The organism is Paenibacillus camerounensis, assembly GCF_000723885.1.
Taxonomy (GTDB): domain Bacteria; phylum Bacillota; class Bacilli; order Paenibacillales; family Paenibacillaceae; genus Paenibacillus_AQ; species Paenibacillus_AQ camerounensis.
Genome location: NZ_CCDG010000042.1, coordinates 89,506 through 115,028, shown reverse-complemented (window position 1 = coordinate 115,028; position 25,523 = coordinate 89,506). Strand labels below are relative to the sequence as shown.

At 53.1% G+C, this 25,523-nt stretch carries 22 protein-coding genes, 1 rRNA gene and 1 riboswitch; of the genes, 21 read left to right on the top strand and 2 right to left on the bottom strand.

Translation table 11 applies throughout. From position 1 onward, the window contains the following. Positions 1 to 89: 89 nt before the first annotated feature. The 4 genes from rrf to BN3772_RS16955 all read left to right on the top strand — a co-directional run bounded on the left by rrf (position 90) and on the right by BN3772_RS16955 (position 3,086). Positions 90 to 206: ribosomal RNA gene (gene rrf, locus BN3772_RS16970) — 5S ribosomal RNA — on the top strand. Positions 207 to 482: 276 nt separating this feature from the next. Beyond that, on the top strand, positions 483 to 1,226 hold the full coding sequence (locus BN3772_RS16965) for an acyl-[acyl-carrier-protein] thioesterase (RefSeq protein ID WP_042200921.1): 744 nt from the start codon (positions 483 to 485) through the stop codon (positions 1,224 to 1,226). 161 nt (positions 1,227 to 1,387) lie between these two features. Next, the gene (locus BN3772_RS16960; RefSeq protein WP_042200919.1) at positions 1,388 to 1,972 is read left to right on the top strand and encodes an RNA polymerase sigma factor; all 585 of its coding nucleotides are present in this window, start codon (positions 1,388 to 1,390) and stop codon (positions 1,970 to 1,972) included. A gap of 118 nt (positions 1,973 to 2,090) precedes the next feature. Continuing rightward, complete coding sequence (locus BN3772_RS16955) at positions 2,091 to 3,086, top strand: DUF4179 domain-containing protein (RefSeq protein WP_157643609.1); 996 nt, start codon at positions 2,091 to 2,093, stop codon at positions 3,084 to 3,086. 79 nt (positions 3,087 to 3,165) lie between these two features. Here BN3772_RS16955 and BN3772_RS16950 read toward each other — a convergent pair whose 3' ends face one another. Both BN3772_RS16950 and tsaA read right to left on the bottom strand, forming a co-directional pair. Next, a complete protein-coding gene (locus tag BN3772_RS16950) occupies positions 3,166 to 4,065 on the bottom strand; it encodes a helix-turn-helix domain-containing protein (protein ID WP_042200917.1) in 900 nt (299 codons plus the stop codon). A gap of 22 nt (positions 4,066 to 4,087) precedes the next feature. Continuing rightward, positions 4,088 to 4,531 (bottom strand): tRNA (N6-threonylcarbamoyladenosine(37)-N6)-methyltransferase TrmO, encoded by a 444-nt coding sequence (gene tsaA / locus BN3772_RS16945; RefSeq protein ID WP_042200916.1) that lies wholly within the window; start codon positions 4,529 to 4,531, stop codon positions 4,088 to 4,090. 137 nt (positions 4,532 to 4,668) lie between these two features. On the opposite strand from tsaA, the gene BN3772_RS16940 reads away from it, so the two are divergent. The 17 genes from BN3772_RS16940 (at position 4,669) to BN3772_RS16860 (ending at position 25,338) form a co-directional block, all read left to right on the top strand. Continuing rightward, positions 4,669 to 6,807, top strand: coding sequence for a DNA topoisomerase III (locus tag BN3772_RS16940; protein WP_042200915.1), 2,139 nt, complete (start codon positions 4,669 to 4,671; stop codon positions 6,805 to 6,807). Positions 6,808 to 7,064: 257 nt separating this feature from the next. Beyond that, a complete protein-coding gene (locus BN3772_RS16935; RefSeq protein ID WP_244444769.1) occupies positions 7,065 to 8,312 on the top strand; it encodes an MFS transporter in 1,248 nt (415 codons plus the stop codon). 93 nt (positions 8,313 to 8,405) lie between these two features. Next, complete coding sequence (locus tag BN3772_RS16930; protein WP_042200914.1) at positions 8,406 to 8,669, top strand: DUF1294 domain-containing protein; 264 nt, start codon at positions 8,406 to 8,408, stop codon at positions 8,667 to 8,669. A 51-nt stretch (positions 8,670 to 8,720) separates the two neighbouring features. Continuing rightward, positions 8,721 to 9,155: a universal stress protein gene (locus BN3772_RS16925; protein WP_042172686.1), complete on the top strand. Its 435-nt coding sequence runs from the start codon at positions 8,721 to 8,723 to the stop codon at positions 9,153 to 9,155. Positions 9,156 to 9,277: 122 nt separating this feature from the next. Then, a riboswitch (purine riboswitch) is annotated at positions 9,278 to 9,379 on the top strand. 252 nt (positions 9,380 to 9,631) lie between these two features. Further along, positions 9,632 to 10,117, top strand: a complete 486-nt coding sequence (gene purE, locus BN3772_RS16920) for a 5-(carboxyamino)imidazole ribonucleotide mutase (protein WP_042200913.1) — start codon at positions 9,632 to 9,634, stop codon at positions 10,115 to 10,117. After that, positions 10,114 to 11,358, top strand: coding sequence for a 5-(carboxyamino)imidazole ribonucleotide synthase (gene purK / locus BN3772_RS16915; RefSeq protein ID WP_042200911.1), 1,245 nt, complete (start codon positions 10,114 to 10,116; stop codon positions 11,356 to 11,358). Before purE ends, purK begins: the two co-directional genes overlap by 4 nt. Positions 11,359 to 11,363: 5 nt before the next feature. Then, the gene (gene purB, locus BN3772_RS16910) at positions 11,364 to 12,659 is read left to right on the top strand and encodes an adenylosuccinate lyase (protein ID WP_042200910.1); all 1,296 of its coding nucleotides are present in this window, start codon (positions 11,364 to 11,366) and stop codon (positions 12,657 to 12,659) included. Between the two features lie 37 nt (positions 12,660 to 12,696). Next, positions 12,697 to 13,587: a phosphoribosylaminoimidazolesuccinocarboxamide synthase gene (locus BN3772_RS16905; RefSeq protein WP_042200909.1), complete on the top strand. Its 891-nt coding sequence runs from the start codon at positions 12,697 to 12,699 to the stop codon at positions 13,585 to 13,587. A gap of 308 nt (positions 13,588 to 13,895) precedes the next feature. Then, on the top strand, positions 13,896 to 14,141 hold the full coding sequence (gene purS, locus BN3772_RS16900) for a phosphoribosylformylglycinamidine synthase subunit PurS (RefSeq protein ID WP_039298247.1): 246 nt from the start codon (positions 13,896 to 13,898) through the stop codon (positions 14,139 to 14,141). A 5-nt stretch (positions 14,142 to 14,146) separates the two neighbouring features. Then, positions 14,147 to 14,836: a phosphoribosylformylglycinamidine synthase subunit PurQ gene (gene purQ, locus BN3772_RS16895; RefSeq protein WP_042200908.1), complete on the top strand. Its 690-nt coding sequence runs from the start codon at positions 14,147 to 14,149 to the stop codon at positions 14,834 to 14,836. Beyond that, complete coding sequence (gene purL, locus BN3772_RS16890) at positions 14,814 to 17,060, top strand: phosphoribosylformylglycinamidine synthase subunit PurL (RefSeq protein WP_042200907.1); 2,247 nt, start codon at positions 14,814 to 14,816, stop codon at positions 17,058 to 17,060. Before purQ ends, purL begins: the two co-directional genes overlap by 23 nt. Beyond that, complete coding sequence (gene purF / locus BN3772_RS16885; protein WP_042200905.1) at positions 17,045 to 18,541, top strand: amidophosphoribosyltransferase; 1,497 nt, start codon at positions 17,045 to 17,047, stop codon at positions 18,539 to 18,541. Before purL ends, purF begins: the two co-directional genes overlap by 16 nt. 598 nt (positions 18,542 to 19,139) lie before the next feature. Further along, positions 19,140 to 20,180: a phosphoribosylformylglycinamidine cyclo-ligase gene (purM, locus tag BN3772_RS16880; RefSeq protein WP_042200904.1), complete on the top strand. Its 1,041-nt coding sequence runs from the start codon at positions 19,140 to 19,142 to the stop codon at positions 20,178 to 20,180. After that, the gene (gene purN, locus BN3772_RS16875; RefSeq protein ID WP_042200903.1) at positions 20,180 to 20,794 is read left to right on the top strand and encodes a phosphoribosylglycinamide formyltransferase; all 615 of its coding nucleotides are present in this window, start codon (positions 20,180 to 20,182) and stop codon (positions 20,792 to 20,794) included. Before purM ends, purN begins: the two co-directional genes overlap by 1 nt. A 203-nt stretch (positions 20,795 to 20,997) precedes the next feature. Beyond that, the gene (gene purH / locus BN3772_RS16870) at positions 20,998 to 22,545 is read left to right on the top strand and encodes a bifunctional phosphoribosylaminoimidazolecarboxamide formyltransferase/IMP cyclohydrolase (protein WP_042200902.1); all 1,548 of its coding nucleotides are present in this window, start codon (positions 20,998 to 21,000) and stop codon (positions 22,543 to 22,545) included. 25 nt (positions 22,546 to 22,570) lie between these two features. Continuing rightward, entirely contained in the window at positions 22,571 to 23,836 is a 1,266-nt protein-coding gene (purD, locus tag BN3772_RS16865) for a phosphoribosylamine--glycine ligase (protein WP_042200901.1), read from the top strand. 191 nt (positions 23,837 to 24,027) lie between these two features. Beyond that, complete coding sequence (locus tag BN3772_RS16860; protein ID WP_042200900.1) at positions 24,028 to 25,338, top strand: SEC-C metal-binding domain-containing protein; 1,311 nt, start codon at positions 24,028 to 24,030, stop codon at positions 25,336 to 25,338. The last annotated feature ends 185 nt before the right edge of the window (positions 25,339 to 25,523 follow it).

Sequence of the window (25,523 nt, the reverse complement as noted above, 5' to 3'; positions counted from 1 at the left end):
GTGATCAAGCCTGTAACGCAACAACATTTATTCGCACTTCTGGTGTTGAATCAAATGTCTAGCGGCAGCGTCTGTTTCACAGACGCATGTTTGGTGGCGATGGCGGAGGGGTTCCACGCGTACCCATCCCGAACACGACCGTTAAGTCCTCCAGCGCCAATGGTACTTGGACCGAAGGGTCCTGGGAGAGTAGGACGCTGCCAAGCACATAAAGTCATTGTTGAGCAATCGACAGTGGCTTTTTTGTTGTTTAATGATATTTTGGGGATAAATGAATTTGATACAGTCTTAACTTGAAATGGTATTATAGAATAATGTGGATAGCTGACGGGAAATGTCTGAGAAAAACACTTATACACATGTGGATAGGTTTTTTATGATGGTTTAGGGATTAATGTTCTCCCCAGATTGTGTGGATATAAAGTTAACTTATGTGGATACAGCCGTGAAGAATGTGTATAAAATGCAAAGGAGCGCAAAAAATGAGCCAGGTAGACCCTTTATTGTGGATAGAAACATTCTTTGTTCAAGCAAGTGATACGGATTTCCGGTCAAAGGGCAAGCTATCCTTTCTGCTTGATATCATGCAGCGTGCAGCAGATTCAGCTGTTAACAACCTGGGTTTGAGCATGGATAAAATGCTGGCAGCAGGAATGGGCTGGATGGTTATTACGATGGATGTAGATATCAGCCGCCTGCCGTTGCCGAATGAGGCTCTTACTGTACATACTTGGAGTAAAGGAACTAAAGGGGCGCTCTGGCAGCGGGATTACAGGATTTTTGCTGAGAATGGACTGGAGATTGCATCGGCACGCTCGATATGGGCTCTTGTGGATATTGATAAACGTAAGATTCTCCGTCCATCGGCTTTGCCGGTTGCGGTAGAGCCTTATCTTGAGGATTCCGTAGGGCCATTACCGCAAAAGGTGACTATACCGGCAGGTGTTATTTTGCAGGAGTCGTATCTGTATCAGGTAAGATATAGCGGTCTGGATAACAATGGCCATCTGAATAACGCACGGTATGTGGATATCTGCTGTGATGCCCTGACGCTGGAGGAGTGGAAAGGGCTGAGGCTTACCGGTCTGCAGATCACTTATGCACAGGAAGCTAAGTATGGTACAGAAATAAGTATTTTACGTACTGAATGGATGAAAGACGGGGTTTACATACGCGGACAGGATTCAGACCGGGTACTTTTCGAAGCTCACTTAAAGCTTGAGTAATTAGCTTTATAACAAATACAGTCTAATTACAGTGTTATATGAAGGCAGTTCTCTATTTTGCAGAGAGGTGCCTTTTTTATATCTTGATTATTCTTTAGATGTCACAAATAACCAACCGGCGTTCGTTATATAGCTGTAAAAGGAAAACGGAGGTGAAACTTTTGGAACATGGCAATCCCGGGTGTCAATTGAATCCAAATGTGATTAAAGAAGCGATTAGTAAAGTACGTGCTGGTGAACGGCAGTTCTTTGCAACGCTGATAACAGCGTATGAACGGCAGATGTATACATATTGTTATTGCATCTTAAGGAGCCGCGAAGAAGCAGAGGATGCTGTACAGGATATATTTGTTAAGGTGTATCAGGAGATTGGACGCTATGAAGAGCGGGTTTCTTTTTCAGCATGGCTCTATAAGGTAGCGTATCATCATTGTCTGGATCAGCTGCGCAAACGTAAGCGCCGTATTCGCCTGTTATCATTTTATACCATGCAAATTGTGCGGGGTTATCAAGAACCTCCGGACGATTCGGCTGTGGACAGGCTGTTTAGAGATCTTAATCCGGATGAAAGAGTGTTGTTAATTCTTCGTGTAGTGGAACAATACAGCTTCGATGAAATTGCGCAGATTACAGGGCGCAGTTCGGTAGCTCTCCGCAAGAAATATGAAAGGCTCCGGAAAAAGCTGGTCCAGCAAAAAGCGAACGAAGGAGGCTGCAGTCATGGAGAAGTGGCAGAATCAAACTGAACAGCAAATAGTGGACCATATCCGCCTCAGCATCGGAAAGATTCCATTACCTGTGGACAGTTATAACGAACCGATTATGAACCGTATAGAACAACTGGAGATAAAAGGAGGAAGGAGATTGAAATTACTTAAGAAAACGTTAATAGCCGCAAGTTTAGCTGTATTCCTTGTAATAGGAACAATAACAGCCGGATTCATCTCTCCGGCGTGGGCAGATACATTAAAGCAGTTTCCGGTGTTCAGCAGTGTATTCGAACATACGGAAAATGCAGGCCTAAAGCTGGCGGCGGAAAAGGGCCTGACGACTTCACCTAACTTGAGTGTCACTCATGATGGGGTAACCTTAAGTATTACAGAAGTATTATATGACGGTACCCGGCTGGCTATTGGTTTTGATAGAGCTGGGGTTATGGATGAGCGGGTAATGGCAGAGATCACTAATTTCTATACCCATGAGTTTGACCAATCGACAAAAGGTCTACTGGGGTTACCGGTTGTAACCCTGCCGTCAGGCGAACCGGTTAGCGCCGGCTCCTCATCCACTGGAGGCGTATATGGACAGTCAAATATGATTTTATTAGAGCTGAATGAGCTGCGGAACACTGCAGCCCTTGGAGATGAATTTCAGGTTAATATCCGTGTGCCGGTTGCGCAGATTGCAGAGCCGTTTGAGTTTCAGGTAACAGTGAATAAGGTAGAGGGGAGAAGCATTAACCTTAAACCGGATCAGGGAGCAAGCAAAGGTTCCTTCCATTATAAGGTTAAGAGCCTGGATATTACGCCTGTTACGATGAGAATGATTATAACCAGTGAGGGGGAAGTGCCTGTCTCGGCGGAGCAGACAGGGGAATATGCTCCAACATCTGTATTCTATGAACTTGTAGATGATTTAGGCAACGTTACGAATTCACAGATGGGTTATGTAAAAGCCAAGGCGGTTCAGCATCCGATCCTGGATAACTCCTACAATATTTTCCCGAGGGTGCCCAAGACGATTACGGTCAGACCCTATACATGTACTTTAGATAGTGAACTGAATCTGTTGGAGGATGTCAACGGGGAGCGGATAAAAACCTATTACAAAGAGCTTGAGACTACAATTGTGATTCCCTAGAGGATTATCATACATTGGAATGAATACAAACAAGCCCGTGTCTGCTGGGCAGATTCGGGCCTTTTTGTGTTATTAGTAATCAGAGTGATGCAATAGGAATATAAATCTCACTGACCGATCCGGGGTCTTCTGGTCCCAGATAGTCTTTTCCATAATACTCAAATTCATAGGGGAGCGTAAGCTGGTAATCCGTCTTGGGCAGAAATACGCCGTAGATATATTTATAGATTGCTGAAATATCAGCTGATCTTCCTCTGTGTTGAAATTTCAGATAACGTGCCGGGGGCAAGCTATGGATAGGGAGCTCAGGAGAAATTAGTGATTGCCCTGCCAAGGAACGGGAAGCGGGAGAAGGCGTATTATTTAACTCGCACCCGCACAGGAAACGGATTCCGTTATCCCCGTAATCATCAGTCCAGTAGCCCAGCTGATAGAATCTCTCAGGAAGCATACGCTCTGAAATAGAAGGTAAACTGCCGGATAGCTGCTTCCAGGCATTGCTGATAAGCGAAGGATCATCATCAACTGTGACTTGTATTCCCTGTAGTTTAATTTCACCAATTTCAACGGTTTGCGGTTCGCTGGTATGTTGAAGGATCCATTGCTGCAGATCATGACTATAGAGCCGATGAAGCAGCAGGGGGAGCTCGGGGTTTATTTTCTGGCGGAGCATGGTTGGTGTGGTATGCAGCAGTCTTTTGAAGGTGCGCACAAAGGTTTCGTAGTCTTTAAATGAGTAGTCCAGTGAAATATCCAGCAAAGAACGTCTGGGCTTGCTGAGGATATCCCGCACGGCTTCTGTAATTTTGCGTCTGGCGATGTAGTCGCCAGGTGTAAGGCCGGTAATCCCTTGGAACAGCCGGATAAAATGATACATGGAATAGCCTGTGAACTGGGAGAGAGAGCGGACAGATACCGGTTGCCGGAGATTATCCTCGATATGATCAATTGCTGTCATAATTAGCTGACGGTTATCCATTCATTCTCCCCCTGGCTAAATTTTATTCCCCTGCCCACTCGCCCCATGAGGATGCCCAAGCTGGAACCTTCACATGACGGACACGGTCTGTAGTCGGAAAGTAAGCTTTTATATCTAACACCGGTGTTCCCGGATAAGCATCCAGCCCGCCAACCTTAATAATCCCTTCAACCGAATCAACAGAGATAATCTCTGCTACACTAAGTCCAATAGGATTGGGTCTAACCGGGGAACGTGAGGCAAATACACCTGTTACAGGAGCATCATAAGGAGGCTCAATCTGTGTAGTTGTCCGGAACATATCATCGGCAAACTCATGAATCCACCAGAGAATCTGGCAGTGGCTGAACTCCTCCAATCCCTTGAGTGCTGCTCTATACTCAGGTTCAATCTCGATCTGCAGGTTATGCTGAGTGCCGGAGACTGCACCTACGGGAACTACATTATACATTTCTGAAGCGGACATTGGCTGTGACTCCTTTCGGCTGACAAACATTTTAATATAAATTTAGTTTATATTAGATGAAGGGATTTTCGCCTGACGATATTTGCGGTCTTTTGAATAATGGTATAATAAGTTGTTGAAAGGGAAAGGAGAGAATCATGAAGACACTGGTGCTTGCAGAAAAGCCCTCGGTAGCACGTGAGATTGCACGTGTAATGGGCTGCGGAAATAAACAGAAAAGCTATATTGAAGGGCCTAAATATGTCGTAACCTGGGCGCTCGGGCATTTGGTCGGCCTGGCGGAGCCGGAGGATTATAATAGTAAGTTTGCAAGTTGGGCTCTGGAGGATCTGCCTATTCTGCCGGAGAAGGCGAAGCTGAAGGTGCTGCGGGAGACCAGCCAGCAGTATAAGGCAGTACAGCAGCTGATGAAGCGCCAGGATGTCGGGGAGCTGATTGTGGCTACGGATGCTGCGCGTGAGGGGGAGCTTTTGGCGCGGTGGATCATGAATATGGCAGGCTGGAACAAGCCGTTTAAGCGGCTGTGGATCTCCTCGCAGACGGATAAAGCGATAAAAGAAGGCTTCGCCTCACTCCGTCCGGGGCGGGATTTCGACCGGCTCTATGAATCGGCACGCTGCCGTGCCGAGGCAGACTGGATGATCGGACTAAATGTAACCCGGGCATTGACCTGTAAGTTCGGTGCACCGCTGTCGGCGGGCCGTGTGCAGACGCCATCACTCGGTATGATCATGGACCGGGAAAATGAGATTACCGGATTCCGTTCCCAAGAGTATGAGCTGCTCACTGCTGATTTTGGAAGCTTTCAGGCGGGCTGGCGTGCCCAGGGCGGGGACGGGCGGATGTTTGATAAGGAGAAGGCGGCTGTACTTAAGGATAAGCTGACCGGACGTTCAGGCCGGGTTAGCAAGGTGCAGAAAAGCGAGAAAAGTGAGCCGCATCCGCTGGCTTATGACCTTACAGAGCTGCAGCGCGATGCCAACCGCAAGTTCGGCTTCTCAGCCAAGCAGACTTCGGGTGTGCTTCAAAAACTATATGAGCAGCATAAGCTGGTTACTTATCCGCGCACAGACAGCCGTTATCTGACATCCGATATGACGGGTACATTGAAGGAGCGCCTGGACAGTGTTGCTGTAGGGCCATATGCAGCTCTGGCGCGTCCGCTGCTGCGTAAGCCGCTGCCGATTACCAAACGGATTGTGGATGACAGCAAGGTGAGCGACCATCATGCCATTATTCCAACGGAGCAGACCGTCTTATTGAATCAGCTTAGTGCAGAGGAGCGAAAGCTCTATGATCTGATCGTGCGCCGCTTTATTAGCCTGTTCTACCCGCCTGCACGTTATGATGCTGTAGCGGTGACTGTTACTGTTGAAGGCGAGAGCTTCCATGTCAAAGGCACGACAGTAAAGGATGCGGGCTGGCGTGAGGTTTATGGCGGAGATATGAGCAGTGACGATGAGGAAGAGCATTCTGCAGATGAGCCTGCGGCAGGCAGTGTGAAGCTGCCGGAGCTGCGCGAAGGGGAAGCCGTGAAGATTCAGCGCTGCATTGTGCGTCAAGGCCGGACGCAGCCTCCTAAACGTTATAATGAAGCGTCCCTTCTGACCCAGATGGAGAAGCACGGGCTTGGCACGCCGGCGACCCGGGCAGATATTATTGAGAAGCTGGTCAGCTCCGATACGATTGAACGTCAGGGTAACTTACTTCATCCGACAGGTAAAGGCAAGCAACTGATAGAATTGGTGTCGGCTCAGTTGCGCACACCGGAGCTGACAGCACGCTGGGAAGGGGAGCTTGAGCGGATTGCCCGCGGCCAGGGCAAGCCGGAGCCTTTCCTGGAAGGTATCCGCACTATGGCGCAGGAGCTGGTATCCGGCGTAAAGAGCAGCGGAGCCGAGTACAAGCCGCATAATGTCTCTGCCAGCCATTGTCCGGACTGCGGGACGAGAATGCTGGAGAAGAAGACGAAACGCGGCAAGCTGCTGGTATGTCCGGCAGACGACTGCGGCTATACCCGGGCAGGCGAGAAGAAGCTGTCGGGCCGGCGTTGTCCGCAATGCCATAAGAAGATGGAGCTTAAGGAGGGTAAAGCCGGCCCTTATGTACAGTGTCTCGGCTGCGGGATAACGGAAACGATGGATAAAGACCATAAGCATATCAACAAGCGCGAGCAGCAGAAGCTGGTGCAGCAGTACAGTAAGCAGGAAAGTGCCGGCTCGAATCTTGGCGATCTGCTTAAAGCAGCTATGGAGGCCAAGGCGAAGGGGAAATAAATCCGGCTTGCATTAAGGCAGAAATGGCTGAATAATAACGGTGAAGCAAACAGGACTGCGGAGCATTATCCGCAGTCCTGTTCGGTTTGGGTAACCGTACTGACCACTGCTGCGGGATGTGCTTGTTACTATTACTTACGCGGTATCAGAAAGGATTGTCTAATGTTACTGTTACATAAAAGCCGTGGATGTTGTACTCTATTTACTGAGAAAGCTAGAGCAGGGAGCAAAGCAGCCTGCAGACGGAAATGGAGCGGATGACAGCAATGGCAGTGGCAGGAAGGCAGCAGGATCAGGTACAAGCAGCGGTGCAATCCCCGGGCGTGAGAGGAAGCAGCCGGTTTTACTTTTTAGTAATCGTCTTTATGTTCTGGTTCTCATCTTACATCTATGTACCTGTACTTTCACCGTATGTGGAGCATCTGGGTGCTTCTTATGTTATGGTCGGAGCGGTGCTTGGCGTATACGGGCTGATGCAGATTCTGTTCCGGCTGCCGATCGGTATCGGGTCGGACTATTTGAACCGGCGGCGGCCGTTCATTTATCTGGGGCTAATTGCAAGCGGAGCAAGCTGCCTGATTTTTATGGCCGGTGCAGATCCGGTGTGGGCCCTTGTAGCACGGGCAGTTTCTGGGATTGCGGCGTCCGCCTGGGTTGTATACTCGGTGATGTTCGCGGGATATTTTCCTAAAGAGGAAGCCGGAAAAGCAATGGGCATGCTGCAGTTCACCACGGTAATTGCCCAGCTGTCGAGCATGATGATCAGCGGCTATATGGTGGAGCACTGGGGCTGGAACATGCCCTTTATCGTCGGCGGCATTGTAGCGGTGCTCGCTATGCTGCTCGTCCTGCGCTTGCCGGAGCAGAGGCAGGAGAAACATGAAGGCGGAATCCGGCTGAAGGATCTTGCTGGAGTAATGAAGGAGCCGCTGCTGGTCAAGGTCTCGCTTTTATCGGTGCTGGCGCATTGTGTACTGTTCATTACGATGTTCGGGTACACGCCGAATCAGGCGCTTGATATCGGGGCAAGCAAGGAGAGCCTGGGCTGGCTGACGCTGGCTTTTATGGTGCCGCATGCTGCAGCTACATTGTATGGATCGCGGATATTTGGCAGACTGCTGGGTGACCGCGGGACGTTAATGCTGGGTTTTGCCGGAAGCGCAGTATGTACACTATTGATTCCTTCGATGCCGACGCTGGCGGCGCTCTGTGCGACCCAGGTGGGGAACGGGTTCATGCAAGGGCTGATTTTTCCGCTGCTGCTGGGTAAGTCTGTCTCGGATGTGGCTCCGTTCAAACGGGCGACTGCGATGGGCTTTTATCAGGCGGTTTACGCGGTAGGGATGTCCGGGGGACCTTTTGTGGCGGGCTGGATGAGTGCTGCTTACGGGCTTAGGGGCGGATTTTGGCTGGGCGGGATTGCTGCTGCGCTTGCTGCGGTCTTGTCGTGGGTATGGATCAGAGAGAGCGGAGGGGCTGCCAAAAAGCTTAACAGGGCAGGTTAGAACGCTGGCAGCTTATGTGAGGTTATTGGTTTTTTGCGGCAAAGGGGAATATAATAAGAGACAGGTAGAATGCAAGGAGGAGGGGCCGGGAAGATGGTCAGGGGTGTTCTGATATGGTTCGTGCTGATTAATATTATCGCCTATGTGGTGATGTCCGAAGACAAGAATAAAGCCCGGGCGAGACGGGACCGTGTGCCGGAGAAGACGCTGTTTCTGCTGGCGTTCATGGGCGGCGCGCTTGGCATTCTTATTGCCATGTACCGCAAACGGCATAAAACCAGGCATACTTCCTTCCGGATCGGTATTCCGCTGCTGCTGCTGCTTAACATTCTGCTGTACGGGTATTTTTTAAGATAGCGGTTTATAACCGAACTGCTGGTTAATCAAAATGAAAAAGAGGTGGCGTACATGTTATTCTCTAAAATTTTGCTCGCCTATGACGGTTCCAAAGCATCCAATCAAGCACTTGAGCGGGCGATCGAACTGGCAAAGGTAACTCCCGGATCTTCTATTTACGTCGTACACGCATTCGAATTCCCGCGGTTCTTCATCGGGGAAGCTCTCGCGCCACTGCCGGCTTCAGTGAATAAGGATTATTATGATTTGGCCGTGCAGACTACGGATGAGGTCAGAGGGCGCCTGGAGGCTGAAGGCCTGAATGCCACGGTTGAGCTGCTGCAGGGTTCTCCTGCCGAGCTGATTCTGAATTATGCCAAAGAGCATGGAATGGACGTTATTGTCATCGGCAGCCGCGGACTCGGCGGGATACGTGAATTTGTCCTGGGCAGTGTCAGCCATAATGTCGTGCAGAGTGCCCGGATTCCGGTGCTGGTTGTAAAATAATAGATGAATTAGGGCGGGACACTTACGTGTTTCTCCCTTTTTTTATGTCTAAAAGCGAACGATTTCCCGTGTCTATATAACAATGTTCGTGTTTAAGTTGACACGAAGTGTAGGGCATTGTTAAACTGAACCTATGAAGAGCTCGTATAAAGCCGGGAATAGGGCCCGGAAGTTTCTACCCGGGAACCGTAAATTACCGGACTACGAGGAAATAGGATGAATGGGACAGCCCTCAGCGCCGCTCCGTCCCGGACGGTGAGCTTCTGCGCCTGACGCTGTTTATTATGATTCTGCCTGCATGGCAGAGCTGTCTTCTCCTGTTTCCTCTTAAGTAGTCTGGGTCCACCCGCAGAAGCATGCGTCTGGAATCCGGGCTTTTTTTTTCGAATTTATGGAAAACTGTCGTGAAATAGGACAAACTTAGAGTGCATACGACAAAAAGAGCTTCTATATCGAGCGGAGGGGAAGGTTGAAACATGTCAGTGCAGGTTGGGGTAATCATGGGCAGCAAGTCAGACTGGGAGACGATGGAACATGCCTGTGCGGTGCTGGAGGAGCTGAACATACCGTATGAGAAAAAGGTAGTGTCTGCCCACCGTACACCGGATCTGATGTTCCGCTATGCGGAAGAAGCAGCGGGCCGCGGGCTGAAAGTCATTATTGCCGGGGCAGGCGGTGCGGCGCATCTGCCGGGGATGGTTGCGGCAAAGACCATGCTGCCGGTGATCGGAGTGCCCGTGCAGACCAAAGCGCTGAACGGGCTTGATTCTCTGCTGTCGATCGTGCAGATGCCGGGCGGCATTCCGGTGGCGACGGTGGCAATCGGCCGGGCCGGAGCGACCAATGCAGGGCTGCTGGCTGCGCAGATCATCGGCGCGTTTGATTCGGAAGTGCAGAGCCGGGTGCTGGCGCGGCGCGAAAGAATCGAGCGCGAAGTGCTGGAAAGCAGCGAGAGCTTATGAGGCAGGAGCTTAGAGCGGAAGTGACGGGCGGACAGGATGGACAGGACGCAAAAGCTTTGAAAGCCGGAGCGTTCCGCACGCTGCTGCCGGGCAGGGCGACGATCGGCGTGCTCGGCGGCGGACAGCTCGGGCGGATGATGGCGCTGGACGGCATCGCCATGGGCTATCGCTTCGTGGCGCTGGACCCTGCGGCGGATGCGCCCTGCGGGCAGGTAACGCCGCAGATCACCGCGGCGTACAATGACCAGGGCGCGGCGCGGGAGCTGGCGCAGCGCGCAGATGTCATCACGTACGAGTTCGAGAACGTCGATGCCGGCGTAGCCGCCTTGCTGACGGAGGAATCGTACGTGCCGCAGGGCAGCGAGCTGCTGTATACGACGCAGCACCGTCTGCGCGAGAAGGCTGCGATCGAGGCTGCGGGCGTGCCCGTCGCCCCGTACCGCAAGGTCGGCAGCCTGGCGGAGCTTACCGCCGCGGCTGCCGGGCTGGGCCTGCCCTGTGTGCTGAAGACAGCCACAGGGGGATATGACGGCAAGGGACAAGCCGTCATCCGCCAGCCGGAGGAGCTGGAAGCTGCGTTCAGGCAGGTAGCGCCTGGCGCTGCGGAAGGCGCCGATGCACCGGAGCTGGTGCTAGAGAAATTTGTGAAATTCCAGTGCGAAATTTCGGTCATCGCTGCCCGCAGCGCTTCGGGCGAGGTGAAGAGCTTCCCGCCGGCGGAGAACATTCATGTGAATAATATTTTGCATCTGTCCATCGTGCCTGCCCGCGTGTCTGAGGAGCTGCAGCAGCGTGCCCGTGAGCTGGCTGAGCGGCTGGTGTCAGGATTGAATGCAGTCGGACTATTGGCTGTGGAAATGTTCGTTACGGAGGACGGGGAAATATTCGTCAACGAGCTGGCGCCGCGGCCGCATAATTCAGGACATTATACAATGGACGCCTGCGCAACTTCACAGTTCGAGCAGCATATCCGGGCCATCTGCAATTTGCCGCTTGGCGATACTAGGCTGCTGACTCCTGTGGTCATGGTAAATGTGCTGGGCCAGCATCTGGACGGAGCAATAGAGCGGACAGGACAGGCGGATGAAGCGGCACACAAGCTGGGGGTTGCCCCCAAGCTTCATATATACGGAAAGACTGAGAGCAAAACCGGCCGTAAAATGGGCCATATCAACCTGCTCTGCAAGGATACCGGCGACGGGCTGTCCTGGGTAGAGCAAACTAACCTTTGGAGGAACTGAAAGCTATGATTGAACGTTACAGCAGACCTGAGATGCGGGCCATCTGGACCGAAGAAAATAAATTTAATGCCTGGCTTGAAGTAGAAATTTGCGCTTGTGAAGCCTGGGCCGAGCTGGGAGTCATTCCGCAGGAGGACGCCGCCAAGCTGCGCAAGGATGCAAAATTCGACATTGACCGGATCAATGAAATCGAGCTGGAAACCCGTCATGATGTTATCGCATTTACCCGTGCAGTGTCCGAGAGCCTGGGTGCAGAACGCAAATGGGTGCACTACGGACTGACTTCAACAGACGTTGTTGATACAGCGCTGGGTTACCTGCTGCGTCAGGCGAACGAGATTCTGGAGAAGGATATCATTACCTTTATTGAAATTCTCAAAGACAAAGCGGTAGCTTACAAAGACACCCCGATGATGGGGCGCACGCACGGCGTACATGCCGAGCCTACCACCTTTGGCCTCAAGATGGCCCTGTGGTACGAGGAAATGAAACGTAACCTGGAGCGCTTCCGTCATGCGGCTAAAGGCGTTCAGTTCGGTAAAATCTCCGGCGCAGTCGGCACCTATGCCAACATCGACCCGTTCGTAGAGGAATTTGTCTGCAAGAAGCTGGGCACCAGCCCCGCGCCAATCTCGACTCAGACCCTGCAGCGTGACCGTCACGCGGAATACATGGCTGCACTGGCACTGGTAGCGACATCACTTGACAAGTTCGCTACGGAAATCCGCGCGCTGCAAAAGAGCGAAATCCGCGAGGTGGAAGAAGCTTTTGCCAAGGGTCAAAAAGGTTCATCTGCCATGCCGCACAAGCGCAACCCGATCGGCTGTGAGAATATCTCCGGCCTGTCCCGCGTAATCCGCGGCCACATGGTGACCGCCTACGAGAACGTGCCGCTCTGGCACGAGCGCGATATCTCACACTCCTCTGTAGAACGGATTATCCTGCCGGATGCGACGATGCTGCTCAACTATATGCTGAACCGCTTCGGCAACATTGTGAAGAACCTGACCGTGTTCCCGGAGAATATGAAGCGCAACATGAACCGCACCTTCGGCGTTCCGTTCTCCGGCCGCATCCTGACCAAGCTGATCGACAAGGGCTTCAGCCGCGAGCAGGCCTACGACACCGTTCAGCCGCGGGCAATGCAAGCCTGGGAAGAGCAGACCCAGTTCCGTGATATCGTCGAAGCGACTCCTGAGATCACTGCTGTGCTCAGCCCGGAAGAGATCGACGATGCCTTCAACCCGACCTGGCACCTGAAGCATGTGGACACGATTTTCCGCAAGCTGGAGCTGATTTAGGAGAACGTAGCAATAAAAAGTTGAGGGAGGAAAGGTCATGACACACCCTGCCGTATCCACGGCTGTGGAGCTCGTAGATGCACCGCTGCTCTATAAAGGAAAGGTTCGCGAATTGTACGATTTGGGGGAACAGGTACTGATCGTTGTTACGGACCGGATCTCCGCGTTTGATTATGTGCTTGATCCGGCGGTGCCGGACAAAGGCAATGTGCTGAACCGGCTTAGTGCCTTCTGGTTCGGGCTGACCAAGGACCTGATCGAAAACCATGTCGTCCACATTGATGTGGATCAGCTTGGCAGCATTATCAAAGACCGCGAAGCTCTGAAAAACCGTATCATGGTTGTACGCAAGGCTGAACGGATCGATATCGAATGCGTCGTACGCGGCTGTATCACCGGCGGCGGCTGGCGGCAGTATCAGGAGACCGGCAAGGTTAATGGCATCGGACTTCCGCAAGGCTTGCGTAAAAACGCGGTGCTGGCCCAGCCGATCTTCACGCCTGCCGCCAAAAATGATGTCGGCCATGATGAAGACATTCCTTTTGAACAAATGCAGGAGCAGATCGGTGCAGAGCTTGCACTGGAGCTGAAGGAGAAAAGCCTGAAGCTGTTCGCTTTTGCCAGAGCGTATTGTGAGGAGCACGGGATCATTCTCGCAGACTGCAAGTTCGAGTTCGGGCTGCTGGACGGTAAGGTGATTCTGATCGACGAGATTTTTACGCCGGATGCCTCCCGCTTCTGGGCTAAAGACAAATATGCACTTGATATCGAGATTGACAGCATGGACAAGGAGCCGGTCCGGACCTACCTTTCCGCATCCTCCTGGGACAAGAACAGCAAGCCTGATCCGCTGCCGCTTGAAGTAGTGGAAGAAACAAGCCGGCGCTACCGGGATATCTATCACCGGCTTACCGGTAAGGATCTATAGGCGAAACCAGGCCCGTTGTGTGGTAAGAACACGTAATTCAGCACTTTTTTAGACTTAAATAAGGCCCCGGAGTTATCCTTAGTCAAACTAAGTGGAAATACGCCATCTAATTCTCGATCAAACAGCGAAAAAAGAAAACTAGTTGGATAAACGCTACCTATTTATACTGTTTTCGCCCTTATTAGAGCATATGGCCCGAAATAAGTGGCGATTTTCCAACTAGAGGTTAGAGAAATTGAGAATTGGCGAAATCAGATGGCAAAAATCCAACTAATCAGCCATTAAAATTTAGGAGGAACTACAAGCGTATGTTAAAAGCGACAGTCTATGTCACCATCAAGAAAAGCGTACTCGATCCCCAAGGTGTTGCCGTGCAGGGAGCTCTTCATTCAGTAGGTTTTCAGGAAGTTGAAAGTTTGCGTATCGGCAAATACATGGAGCTGACGCTCGACACGGACAACCGCGCTGAAGCGGAAGGACGCCTCAAGGATATGTGTGAGAAGCTGCTGGCCAACACGGTGATCGAGGATTACCGCTACGAATTGGAGGACTAAAAGTCATGAAATTTGCTGTACTTGTCTTTCCGGGCTCCAATTGTGACATTGACTGCTACAAAGCGGTAGAAGACAGCCTAGGTGAACCTGTCGATTATGTGTGGCATACAGCAACCGACCTGTCGGCGTATGACTGCATTCTCGTGCCGGGCGGCTTCTCTTATGGTGACTATCTGCGCTGCGGCGCGATTTCCCGCTTCGCTCCGGTTATGGCTGAGGTGGCCAAAGCGGCAGAGCAGGGCAAATTCGTGCTCGGCATCTGCAACGGATTCCAGATTCTGACCGAGGCGGGACTCCTGCCGGGTGCACTGCGCCGCAACATGTCGATGAAGTTCCGCTGTCATGATACGGTGCTTAAGGTCGTTAATAACAACACTCCGTTTACAGTTGATTATGCGAAGGATGAGGAGATTATCATTCCGATCGCACATGGCGAAGGCAATTATTATTGTGATGAAGAGACGCTTGCCGGTTTGCAGGCGAATAATCAGATCGTGTTCACATACAGCGATAACCCGAACGGCTCGGTAGCCGATATTGCGGGAATCAGCAACGCGGCAGGCAATGTGGTAGGCATGATGCCTCACCCGGAGCGTGCGGCTAACAGTCTGCTCGGTTCGGAAGACGGCAAACGGATGTTTACATCCATTCTCAAGACTTGGAGGGAACGTTATGACGCAGCAAGTATCCGCTAAGGAGCCGACCGCAGAGCAGATTGCGGAGCAGAAAATCTACAGCCAGTTCGGTGTGTCGGACAGCGAGTATGAGCTGATCACCTCTTTTATGGGCCGCAAGCCTAACTATACCGAAATCGGTGTATTCAGCGTAATGTGGTCTGAGCATTGTGCCTACAAAAACTCCAAGCCGCTGCTCGGGCGTTTCCCGACAAGCGGACCGCGTGTTCTTATGGGACCGGGCGAAGGCGCAGGGATTGTAGACATCGGTGACAATCAGGCCGTTGTATTCAAAATCGAAAGCCACAACCATCCGTCAGCTGTTGAGCCTTATCAGGGCGCAGCTACCGGGGTGGGCGGAATTATCCGCGATATTTTCTCGATGGGTGCAAGACCGGTTGCGCTGCTTAACTCGCTGCGTTTCGGGAAGCTTGAGAGTGACCGGGTAAAATATCTGTTCGAGCATGTTGTATCCGGGATCGCAGGCTACGGTAATTGTATCGGGATTCCGACTGTCGGCGGCGAAATTATGTTCGACAACAGCTATGACGGCAATCCGCTGGTTAACGCGATGTGTGTCGGACTGATTGATCATGATAAAATCCAGCGCGGTGTCGCCAAAGGTGTAGGCAACCCCGTGTTCTACGTAGGTCCTCCTACCGGCCGTGACGGGATTCACGGAGCAACCTTTGCTTCGGTTGAGCTGAGCGAGGAATCCGAAGCCAAAAAGACAGCGGTACAGGTCGGCGATCCGTTCATGGAGAAGCTGGTTATGGAATCCTGCCTGGAGCTGATCGACAGCGGCATCGTACTGGGTATTCAGGATATGGGCGCAGCAGGCCTTACCTGCTCCAGTGCCGAGATGGCCAGCAAAGCAGGCAACGGCCTGGAGCTGTATCTGGATCAGGTGCCGCAGCGCGAAGAAGGCATGACGCCTTATGAAATGATGCTGTCTGAGTCCCAGGAGCGGATGCTGTTCGTGGTGGAGCCTAAGGATGAGGCGCAGGCACAGGAGATTTTTGACCGCTGGGGCGTGATCTGCCGTAAAGTGGGCAAGGTAACAGATGACGGCCGTCTGAAGCTCTACCACCACGGCGAGGTTGTCGGTGACATGCCGGTAACGGCGCTGGTGGACGAGTGTCCGATCTATAAGAAGCCTTCCACTGTTCCAGCTTATTATGTAGAGAATGCCAATGTAGATACTTTGCGTTATGAAGAGGTTACCGATCTTGGCGGTGCCCTGCGTACGGTATTAGGTTCGCCGACTGTAGCGAGCAAAGCCTGGGTGTATAACCAATATGATTACATGGTCCGCACCAGCACTGCAGTCCGTCCGGGCTCCGATGCGGCTGTCGTTACTATCCACGGCACCCGCAAAGGCCTGGCGATGACTACAGACTGTAACGGGCGTTATGTGTACCTGGACCCTGAAGTAGGCGGACGCATCGCGGTAAGTGAAGCGGCCCGCAACATTGTCTGCTCCGGCGCGAAGCCGCTGGCAATTACGGACAACCTGAACTTTGGCAGCCCGGAGAAGCCGGAGATTTTCTGGCAGATGGAACGCGCTGTTGACGGTATGGCTGAAGCCTGCCGTGTGCTGGATACACCGGTAATCGGCGGTAACGTCAGCCTGTATAACGAAAATGCCGCCGGCGCCATCTATCCGACCCCGGTCGTGGGTATGGTGGGTCTGGTTGAAGATACCGATCACATTACGACTCAAGCCTTCAAGCAGGAGGGCGATGCTATTCTGCTGCTGGGCGTAACCAAAGCTGAACTTGGCGGCAGTGAGTTCCAATATGCTGTTCATGGTCTGACTGAAGGCCGTCCGCCGGCGCTTGATCTGGCAACAGAGCAACAATTGCTGGATGCTGTACTGTCTGCGATCCGCAGCGGCCTGGTCCGTTCGGCACATGACCTGTCTGAAGGCGGCCTGGCTGCTGCGCTGGCTGAGAGCTGTATCAGCGGTAATATCGGCGCTAACGTAGAGCTGTCTGCTGCCGGACTGCGTCATGATGTGGCGCTGTTCAGTGAAACCCAGTCCCGCATTGTGCTGACTGCTGCACCTGAGCGTGCAGAAGAGCTCAAAGCAGCTGTTGCTGCTTACGGCGTACCGGTGGAAATCATCGGTACCGTCGGCGGTGACAGGCTGCGCGTGTCTCTGGACGGTGCATCCGCACTTGATGAGGCTGTAACAGAACTTAAATCCGTGTGGGAGGATGCTATTCCATGTCTTATGAAGTAAAGACCGGGAACAAGCAGGAGACCCCCATCCTGTGGACCGGCGACTTTTACAATGAAGGAACGGGCTCGGGAGATATTTTTGACACGTTAAAAGAAGAATGCGGCGTCTTTGGGGTCTTCGGACACCCGGAGGCCGCCTCCATGTCTTATTACGGGCTGCATGCCCTGCAGCACCGCGGGGAAGAGAGCGCAGGCATCTGTGTAGCAGACGGCCGCGACTTCAACTACCACCGCGGCATGGGCCTGGTTAAGGAAGTTTTCGATAAGGATAAAATCGCTTCGCTGGTCGGCGACATGTCCATTGGACATGTGCGCTACTCTACCAGCGGAGACAGCCGGCTGACCAATGCGCAGCCGCTGGTCTTCAAGTACCGCGACGGCGATCTGGCGATTGCCACTAACGGCAATATCGTTAATGAGCCGCTGATCCGCAAGACGCTTGAGATGAGCGGCTCGATCTTCCAGACGACGAGCGATACTGAGGTGCTGGCGCATCTGATTGCACGCTCTCCGAAGGATTTTGTCGAAGCGGCCAAGGATGCGCTCTGCCAGCTTGTCGGCGGATTCGCCTTCCTGCTGATGACTAATGACAAGCTGATTGTCGCCTCTGACCCGCACGGGCTGCGCCCGCTGGTAATGGGCCGGCTTGGTGAAGCATATGTCTTCGCTTCCGAGTCTTGTGCCCTTGAAGTTATCGGAGCCACTCTGGTCCGTGACATCGAGCCGGGCGAGCTGCTGGTGCTGGACAAGAACGGCTTCCTGGAAGACCGGTTCACCGAACCCAAACGCAAAGCGCTGTGCGCGATGGAATATATTTATTTTGCCCGCCCGGACAGTGACCTTAACGGCTCCAACCTGCACTCCGCCCGCAAGCGGATGGGCAGCCGGATGGCGCTGGAATCCTTCGTCGATGCCGATATCGTCACCGGCGTGCCGGATTCCAGTATCTCGGCAGCTATCGGCTATGCCGAGCAGACCGGCATCCCGTATGAGCTTGGCCTGATCAAGAACAAGTACACCGGCCGGACGTTCATCCAGCCGAGCCAGGAGCTGCGCGAGCAGGGCGTGAAGATGAAGCTTAGCGCCGTGCGCCGCGTCGTCGAAGGCCAGCGCGTCGTCATGATCGATGACTCGATCGTACGCGGCACAACCTCGCGCCGGATCGTCAATCTGCTGCGTGAAGCCGGAGCGCTTGAAGTGCATGTGCGGATTACATCGCCGCCGTTCAAGAACCCGTGCTTCTACGGGATTGATACCCCGGACCGCCGCGAGCTGATCGCCTCGTACAAAACCATTCAGGAAATGTGCGAGGAGATCAACGCCGATTCCCTGTCGTTCCTGTCGCCGGAAGGACTGATCCAGTCCATCGGCGGCTACAGCAGTGAAGAGTATAAGGGAGGCCTATGCCTCTCCTGCTTCGATAATGATTACCCGACGCAGGTGGATTTCGGCGGGGAAGAGAAGGATGGGTGTAGCTGCTAGCGGGGCCCTCCGGCCACCCGAAAGCTTGGCGGTAGGAGTTTGCTCTAAACTTGCTAAGAAGGCGTGGGCGTGGGTGCGGGTGCCCGCTTGTTCCAAATATAAGGATGTATATGTTCCACGCTATAAATCATCCTTATATTTCTCGCAGAAACGGATACCGTCCTGTTTAGGACGGCAAAGTCATTTCTACTTGTGCGGACACGCTCTACGGTGCTGCGCGCCCAGGCGCCTGCGGCCCCGCTGGGCCATTGGCTCGCGCCCCCGGCTGTTTGCTGCGCAAAAGCGAGGGTTCACTTGCCAAAGAGACGCCCGCGCAGCTCAGGGCGTCGGCCTTCTGCCCCTGTGCAAGGCGCAAACTTCGGCTTGCGGCCGGGTTTACCCGGTGGTCTGAGTCATGGAGGGGAAGTTTGGAACTGTAGGAGCGTAGCGTTCGCCTTTATATTTGGATTTCTACCGCGGCCAGCGGTTCAAATCAGGAAATCCAAATATAACAGCGACCGGAAGTCCGAACATTCCCTGTAATGACGATTATGACCACACGCCTAAACCAGGCCGCCCCGAAACAGCGCTCTAAACTAATTTAAATGAGGTGTCCAAAGTGTCGGAAGCTTATAAAAACGCCGGAGTGGATATTGCAGCCGGTAATGAAGCGGTAGAACGCATGAAGAAGCATGTAAAACGCACATACCGGCCGGAGGTTATGACAGAGCTCGGCGGATTCGGCGCACTGTTCGGCCTCAATAAAGATAAATACGATGAGCCTGTACTTGTATCGGGTACTGACGGCGTAGGCACGAAGCTCAAGCTGGCGTTCGCGGCAGACCGCCATGACACAATCGGTATTGATGCGGTTGCAATGTGTGTTAACGATATCGTAGTACAGGGTGCCGAGCCGTTATTCTTCCTCGATTACCTCGCATGCGATAAAGTCGTGCCGGAGAAGATTGAAGCCATCGTAGCCGGAATCGCCGAAGGCTGCCATCAGGCAGGCTGCGCGCTGATCGGCGGTGAAACTGCTGAAATGCCCGGTATGTACGCTGCCGGCGAATACGATATCGCCGGTTTCACTGTTGGGGTTGCGGATAAGGCCAAGCTGGTTACCGGTGCAGACATCGCCTCCGGCGATGCAGTAATCGGGCTATCCTCCAGCGGCATTCACAGCAACGGCTTCTCGCTGGTACGCAAGCTTCTGCTGGAGCAGGCAGGCTATGACCTGAACGATGTGATTCCTGAGCTGGGCGCTCCGCTTGTGGACGTGCTGCTCGCACCGACCAAAATCTATGTAAAACCGCTGCTGGCGCTGCTTGAGCAGCTTACCGTTAAAGGCATGGCGCATATTACCGGCGGAGGCTTCATCGAAAACATTCCGCGGATGCTGCCGGATAATGTGAATGTGGAGATTAACTACGGCTCCTGGCCGATTCAGCCGGTCTTCGGCCTGATGCAGGATAAGGGCAGTGTGTCGAACCGGGATATGTTCACCACCTTCAACATGGGCATCGGCCTTGTGCTGGTTGTAGCTGCTGCTGACAGCGAACATGCGCTGGAGCTGCTGAAAGCAAGCGGGGAAGACGCTTATCTGATTGGAACGGTGACTGAAGGAGAGCGCATTGTTACCTTTACGGGAGCTGAGGTGTGATGAGCAGCAGCCGGATCGCTGTATTTGCCTCCGGGCAGGGCAGCAATTTCGCCGCACTGATTGAAGCGCAGAGAGCCGGACTGCTTGGTGAAGGAAGCATTGAGCTGTTAGTCTCCGACCGGCCGGAAGCGCCTGTGGCACAGCGGGCGGAGGCTGCGGGCGTTCCCGCCCTCCTGCTGCGGCCGAAGGACTTCGCCAGCCGTGAACTGTACGAGGCGGAGATTGTAGCCGAACTGCAGCGCCGGGACATCGGGCTGATCGTACTCGCCGGTTACATGCGGCTGATCACTCCGGTACTGCTGGAGCCTTTTGCGGGAAGGATTATCAACATCCACCCTTCGCTGCTGCCTGCTTTTGCCGGGAAGGACGCTATCGGGCAGGCAATCGGCTACGGTGTGAAGCTGACTGGAGTTACGGTGCATTTCGTCGACGGCGGGATGGATACCGGTCCGGTCATTGCCCAGCGCAGTGTCGCGGTTGAAGCCGGTGATACAGCCGAGTCGCTGGCACAGCGGATTCACGGGATAGAGTATGCGCTGTATCCGGAGGTTGTCCGTGCGTTTGCAGCCGGAAAAGTGGAGCTGCAAGGCAGACAGGTTATTGTCCGGGAGTAGGCTGTCATTCGACATTTTGCATATTATCCGCAGATTCTGATATTTCTCGGGAAATATTGCACAAAGTCCTGCAGAAGGACAGCGGCCGGAAGTCCGATTTTCACTGGAGTCACGAACAATCCCAACTATAATAATCAGTCAGTATCCCTTGAGCTTTAAGTTAACAACACTAATCTTGCATCATCCGGAGGAGGACTTTTCAAGTGAGTATCAAAAGAGCGCTGGTCAGCGTATCGGACAAACAGGGCATCGTGGATTTTTGCCGCGAGTTGTCTGCATTGGGTGTAGAAATTATCTCCACAGGCGGCACTAGCACACTTTTGGCTAAAGAAGGCGTGCCGGTTATCGGCATCTCTGATGTGACGGGCTTCCCGGAAATTATGGACGGACGCGTCAAAACGCTGCACCCTGCTGTACATAGCGGCCTGCTGGCCGTTCGTGACAATGAGGAGCACACGCGTCAGATGACCGAGCTGGGTCTGGGTTACATCGATCTGGTGGTGGTGAATCTGTATCCGTTCGCGGAGACGATTGCTAAGCCCGATGTGTCCTACGAGGAAGCAATCGAGAACATCGATATCGGCGGACCGACGATGCTGCGTTCTGCGGCGAAGAACCATGCGTTTGTCAGTGTGGTAGTGGATGCGGCTGATTATGCCAAGGTGCTTGAAGAAGTGCGTGCAGGCGGAGATACAACCCTTGAGACCCGCAAAGGACTTGCGGCAAAAGTGTTCCGCCATACGGCGGCATACGATGCCCTGATTGCTGATTATCTGGCGGGTGTGACCGGTGAACCGCTGCCGGAGCGCTATACTGTTACTTATGAGAAAATCCAGGATCTGCGCTACGGGGAGAACCCGCACCAGAAGGCGGCATTCTACCGTAAGCCGCTGGCGGCGCAGGATACACTGACAGCAGCCGAGCAGTTGCACGGCAAGGAGCTGTCCTACAACAATATCAATGATGCCAACGCGGCGCTGCAGATCGTCAAGGAATTCGAAGAGCCGGCTGTAGTGGCTGTTAAGCACATGAACCCTTGCGGAGTAGGCGTGGGAACCAGTGTATTTGAAGCTTATCAAAAAGCGTACAATGCTGATCCGACCTCTATTTTTGGCGGAATTGTTGCTGCTAACCGGATTGTTGATGCGGATACAGCGAATCTGCTGAAGGATATTTTCCTGGAAATCGTGTTGGCCCCGGGCTTTACTGAGGAAGCGCTGGACATTCTGACCAAGAAAAAGAATATCCGTCTGCTCAAGATCGGCAGCCTTAGCAGCGGTGCAGCACGCAAGGGCAGCTTTGTTGTGACTTCGATTGAAGGCGGCATGGTGGTGCAGGAGAGCGATGTGCACTCCGTCAATGCAGATGAGCTGCAGGTTGTTACTGACCGCAAGCCTACTGAAGAGGAGCTGAAGCAGCTGCTGTTCGGCTGGAAGGTTGTTAAGCACGTGAAGTCCAATGCCATTGTGCTGGCAGCGGATGATATGACCGTGGGCGTCGGCGCAGGCCAGATGAACCGGGTGGGTGCAGCGAAGATTGCCATTGAACAGGCCGGAGAAAAAGCCAAGGGCTCCATCCTTGCCTCTGATGCATTCTTCCCTATGGGCGATACCCTGGAAATGGCGGCAAAAGCAGGCATAACGGCGGTTATTCAGCCTGGCGGCTCGATCAAGGATGAGGAATCCATTAAGGTCGCCAATGAATACGGCATTGCTATGGTCTTCACAGGCGTCCGTCATTTCAGACACTAGAGTAAGTTGGGGGGATTTCAGTTCAATGGATATTTTAGTGGTCGGCGGCGGGGGCCGGGAGCATGCAATCATCTGGAAGCTGTCCCAGAGCCCCAGAGCCGGTAAAATCTACTGTGCACCCGGCAATGCCGGGATTGCCCGGCTGGCGGAGTGTGTGCCGATCGGCGTGTTCGAATTCGACAAGCTGACAGCATTCGCCAAGGAGAAAGAGGTAGGCCTGGCGGTTATCGGACCCGATGACCCGCTGGCGGCTGGAATTGTCGATGCTTTTGAAGCGCAGGCTATCCCTGTATTCGGGCCGCGCAAGAATGCGGCGGAAATTGAAGGCAGTAAGACGTTCATGAAGGATCTGCTGCATAAATACAATATTCCGACAGCAGCCTATGAGAAGTTCAGTGATTATGAGGCGGCGCTTGCCTATTTGCGCGGGCAGGAGCTGCCGATTGTGATCAAGGCGGACGGGCTGGCGGCAGGTAAAGGGGTAACCGTTGCATATTCGCGCGAGGAGGCTGAGCTGGCGCTGCGTGATATCATGGTAACCAAGGTATTCGGTGAGGCTGGCGCCCAGGTGGTTATTGAAGAGTTCCTGGCAGGACAGGAGATGTCGATACTTGCTTTTGTTGACGGGGAGACAGTACGCCCGATGGCAGCTGCGCAGGACCACAAGCCGGTATATGACGGCGACAAAGGGCCGAACACCGGCGGTATGGGGACTTATTCCCCGCTGCCGCATATTGATGAGGCGATTATCCGCGAGGCGGTTGAGACGATTATTGAACCGGCAGCCCGTGCGATGGTGGCCGAAGGCCGTTCCTTCAGCGGCGTGCTGTTTGCGGGCCTGATGATCTCACCGGACGGCAAACCGAAGACCATTGAATTCAACGCCCGGTTCGGCGATCCGGAGACCCAGGTCGTGCTGCCGCGGCTGAAGAGTGATCTGCTGGAAATCTTCCTGGCTGTGGCTGAGGGCAGACTGGCTGATACTTCTATTGAGTGGAGCGATGAGGCGGCTGTATGTGTAGTGCTGGCGTCCCAGGGCTATCCGGGGAATTATCCGAAGGGCGTACCGATTACCGGGCTGGAGGACGCCGGGGACGGGCTGGTCTTCCATGCGGGAACGGCGCGGGGAGAGGACGGCAGCTGGCTTACAAACGGCGGGCGTGTGCTGGGCGTAGTTGGCATAGGCGCAGATATTTCCGAAGCGCGTGCAGCAGCTTATGCCAGTGCGGAGAAGATTCATTTTGAAGGCAAGCAAAGCCGCAGCGACATCGCCATGAAAGCTCTTATCTGAGGATAAAGAACGGCTACTTTCTGCCTATTTTCATCTTAAAAGTCCCAAAAAAGGACTGACAAGTGATAGAAGAAGTGCTATAATACAACTCGTACGGGGGAAAATGTTCGGATATATACAGATAAAGGGTCTTTCCTTTCATGGAAAGGCCTTTTTTAAATCGGTTTTTTTAAGTATAGGAGGAATTAGTTTTGAGTAAGGTTGGAAGAAATGACTTGTGCCCATGCGGAAGCGGTAAAAAATACAAAAAATGCTGCCTGGATAAAGAAACCTCTGCAGTAGAGTCGATTCTGCGGCTCGTTACAGCTGAGGAGGCAGCCGCCCGCGAGGCAGCTGCAGTTGCAGCACAAGCTGCTGCTTCTCCTGAAGCCGGTGTCCGGCCTGAAGGCAAGCTTACATTGACCAAGCTGAAAAAAATGGTAACCCGCGAGCTGAAATGGGAGCACCCGGCTCATGAGCAGCTGGCTATGCAGCTGATTGAGAATATGCGGAGCCAGTATGAGCGGGAGCTGATTTTTGAAGCACTGGTGCTTTGGAACGGCTTCTCGGGCCAGACCAGACCTGCAGTGAAGAAAGCAGGCTCGTTCTGCGCGGCAATTGAATATATTCTGTCAGAAGAATACGGGTTCAATCTTTCCCAGGCCGAGCTGGCTGATAAATATGAGGTGACTGCGGCAACTATTTCACGCAAAGTGAAGGAAATGCTGAACTATATTGAGGAATACGGCAGAGAAGGCGATTCGGACGAGCTGTCCGTGCTGAACGGTGCCGGAACCGCCAGAGAAAAGGCGCAGCAGCTGCTGCACAAAGCCATGGAGTCTACCTCCGGGAAACGCCGTGTTCAGCTGGCGGAAGCGGCTCTGGAGATCTACCCGGACAGCTCTGACGCTTATCTGGTGCTTGCCGAGGAGTCTGAGAACGAGCAGGAGGCCCGTGTTTTTCTGAAGGCAGGTATCGCTGCCGGTGAACGGGAGCTGGGTGAAGCTTTTTTTGCCAAGAATAAAGGATACTTCTGGGGGCTGGCCGAGACCCGGCCGTACATCCGGATCTGCAAGAGCTACGCGGAATCATGCTGGTTCGGCGGCAAAGCGGAGGAAGCGGCAGAGATGCTGGAGCATATTCTGGAGCTTAACCCGGAAGACAATACAGGTGCCCGTTATCTTCTGGCTGCTGTTTATCTGTACAGCAATCAGCTGAAGGAAACGGAGGCGTTCCTGAAGAAGTATGGAGAGGATGATACGGCTGCAGCTTTTGCCTATGACCGGATTGTTCTGGAATACAAGAAAAACGGAATTACCTCACAGCTCAAAATGCTGTATCGTGTTGCGCGCGGCGTGAACAAGCATGTGCCTGACTATCTGCTGGGCGTGAAGCGGCTGCCGCATAACCTCCCGGATTTTGTCGGCATGGGAGACTCCAATGAAGCGGTTGAATATGTTATTATGCATTCCCGTCTGTGGGCAAGCCTGCCTGACTTGTTAAAGTGGATGCTGAAGCAATAGCAGGAGCATTAATTAATTACTGTATAGTACTGAGCTGCCGGAAAGATTTCCGGCGGCTTTTTGTTTGCAGGGAGATATACTTCTTCATTTAGGCCGGGATTCACAAAGCTTTCATTATATAACGCGCTGCAAAAAAAAGTAAAAAAATAAGAAAAAAAGCAGTTGACGGATATTCTTTTAATGGC